We start from the raw sequence: 2,296 nt of genomic DNA, 5'->3' as shown, positions 1-2,296 counted from the left end.
CGCGACATCGTCACCGGCTCGCGGCACCGCTTCGCCGATCGCGGCGAGCACGAGCTCAAAGGGGTGCCCGGCCAGTGGCGGCTGTGCGCGCTCGAGCGGACGCACGCGCCCGTCACCCATAGCTGATAGGCCATGAGTAGGCACTGGACGGATCCTCAGAGGAGGTCCGGTTCGGAGGAGGCTACTCATGTCGGTGTTGGAAATTGCGCTTGATCCGGCGACGGTGATCGTCGCGGTCGATCCAGGTAAGGCATTCCATCGGGTGTGGATCAGCAATGGCGCAGGAATGCTCGCTGATCCGATGTCTTTATCAGTTTCGCGAGAAGGCATCTGCCAGTTGGAGCTGGCGCTGAACAAGCACGGTCCTGATGCCCCGGTGATCGCGATCGAGGCGACGGGCAGCCTGCACCGACCGTGGGTCACCGAACTGGAACGTCGCCATCCAGGTTCGGTACGACTGTTCGCTCCGTCGGAGACGAAATCAGCTCGTAGTCAACTGGGTTCAGGCAGGTTTAAGACCGACGACCGCGACTGCGCGGCGTTGACATACATGGCACGCCAAGGTGGTGGCCGACGATACGGCCAGCAGGCCTCGGTGGAGGCGCTGCGCGCCGCGGTGCGGCATCGACGAGGGTTGGTGGCCGACCGCAGAGTCGCCCAGCAGCGGTTGCACGACCAGCTCAATGCGCTGTGCCCCGGATTGTCGGCGCCCGCCGGTCATGGTCGGTCCTTGGCGTTGGAAACGCCAACTGGTCTCGCGGTACTGGCGTGTGCTGCGGCGTTTTCAGGACGGGCACCGCAACTACGGTCTCTGATGTGTCGGGCCCCCGGGCGCTTGACGACGGGGACAGCCCAATACTGGCTTCAACGGTGGCGCGGATGTCTGCCTCCGCCGGCCGATGCCGATCGACGTGCTCAACGGTTGAATCGCGACCTGGACCGGTATCGCCGCCTCCGGGCTGATATCGCTGCCACCGACCTAGAAGTCCTGGCATTGCTCGCCGGCACTGATGGCCAGATCCTGACTACGTTGCCCGGTGTGGCCTCGATCCGCGCTGCGGCGTTCGCCGCACACAGCCTTCCGATCGACAGGTTCCCCGACGCTGAACATCTCTACTCGGCAACCGGTTTGGCGCCCGCGCTGTATCAGTCAGCGACGCTGAACCGTCGAGGGCGGATCTCTCGACAGGGATTGGCCGAGCACCGTGATGCATTGATGGGAATTGCCTGGGGCCTGTCTCAGTGCTCACCGTCATTTGCCCAACGCGATGCCGAACTGCGAGCGCGCGGCATGGCCCCGATCCAGGCCCGCGTCGCACTCGCACGCCATGCATGCCGCCTGGCATATCGACTACTTCGAACCCAACAACCCTTCGATGAACAGCGCTATCGTCGAGGAAGGCTCAGCGGCGAACGGTGACGGCTTTTCTAGCTATGCCGCTCGACGGCGCAATCTAGCTTGCCGCCCGCTCGCCCTGGGCCGCCATCACGGCGCACACGAAAGCCTGCCGCTCACGGCGACTAATCAGCCTGCCGGAACACGACGGCCCACCAACCTCACCGAGACACTGTTCATCGCGTCAAAAGCCGAGCATCCCGCCCGGCCGGTAAACCACGCCCAACGTCCACCTTGACTGCCAACGCGAAAGCTAGTCGACGTCGGCCGTCGGGTTCAGCGGCAGGCACACGGTGGCCAGCATCTTGTCGGCCAGCGTCTGGCGCTTGGCATCCCAGAGCGGGAACAGGTAGCCGACGTAGAAGATGGCCGCATCGACCGCGTGCGAAAGCGCGCGTAGCACCGACAAGCCGAATCCGATTGGCTTCCCGGTGTTCTCGCTGACGACCCGGAACCCCAGCACCGACTTGCCGATGCTGGATCCGGTGGTTCCCTGGCGGTAGCCGAAGTTCCAGATGAAGTAGCCCAGGGCGAGCAGCACCGCAATCCACATCACGGTGAGCCCAACCGTCGAGGGCCCGGTGAAACAGATCTGCTCACCGGAGCTCGGGGTTACATCACAGGCCGACGTGACGGAGTTCTCCAGCACCAGCCAGCCGACACCCATGATCAGCACCAGGGGCAGATGGTCGATGACGTAGGCGGCAACCCGGTTGAGCCATGGCGTGAACTCGTCGCGCGTCAGCCCGCGCAGCACCGGTCCAGGCGGCGGGGGCAGGTATCCGCCCGACGGCGGGGGTGGCGGCGGGTAGTCACCGCCCCCCGGGGCCGGAGGCGGCGGGAACGACGAAGGAGGTTGATCGTTCATCAGCGACTTTCTCTTCACGCGGTGAGGTACGG

The 2,296-nt window shown here is 64.9% G+C and carries 3 protein-coding genes; 2 read left to right on the top strand and 1 reads right to left on the bottom strand.

The window, feature by feature from the left end; genetic code table 11:
• On the top strand, positions 1–126 hold a 126-nt coding region (locus tag WA317_RS17240; protein WP_425174187.1), incomplete at its 5' end, for a hypothetical protein.
• Positions 127–187: 61 nt separating this feature from the next.
• Positions 188–1,420: an IS110 family transposase gene (locus tag WA317_RS17235; protein ID WP_425174186.1), complete on the top strand. Its 1,233-nt coding sequence runs from the start codon at positions 188–190 to the stop codon at positions 1,418–1,420.
• Between the two features lie 229 nt (positions 1,421–1,649).
• Here WA317_RS17235 and WA317_RS17230 read toward each other — a convergent pair.
• The coding region (locus WA317_RS17230) for an RDD family protein (protein ID WP_425174185.1) at positions 1,650–2,296 on the bottom strand (647 nt) is incomplete at its 5' end.

It is taken from the genome of Mycobacterium sp. (assembly GCF_049802695.1).
In the GTDB taxonomy this organism is placed as follows: domain Bacteria; phylum Actinomycetota; class Actinomycetes; order Mycobacteriales; family Mycobacteriaceae; genus Mycobacterium.
Note: the sequence above shows the minus strand (reverse complement) of the source record. Positions and strands in the feature narration are given on the sequence as shown.

What these genes read in the sequence shown, in the direction of transcription:
- WA317_RS17235 (WP_425174186.1), top strand. Translation starts at nt 188, where the DNA reads ATGTCGGTGTTGGAAATTGCGCTTGATCCGGCGACGGTGATCGTCGCG.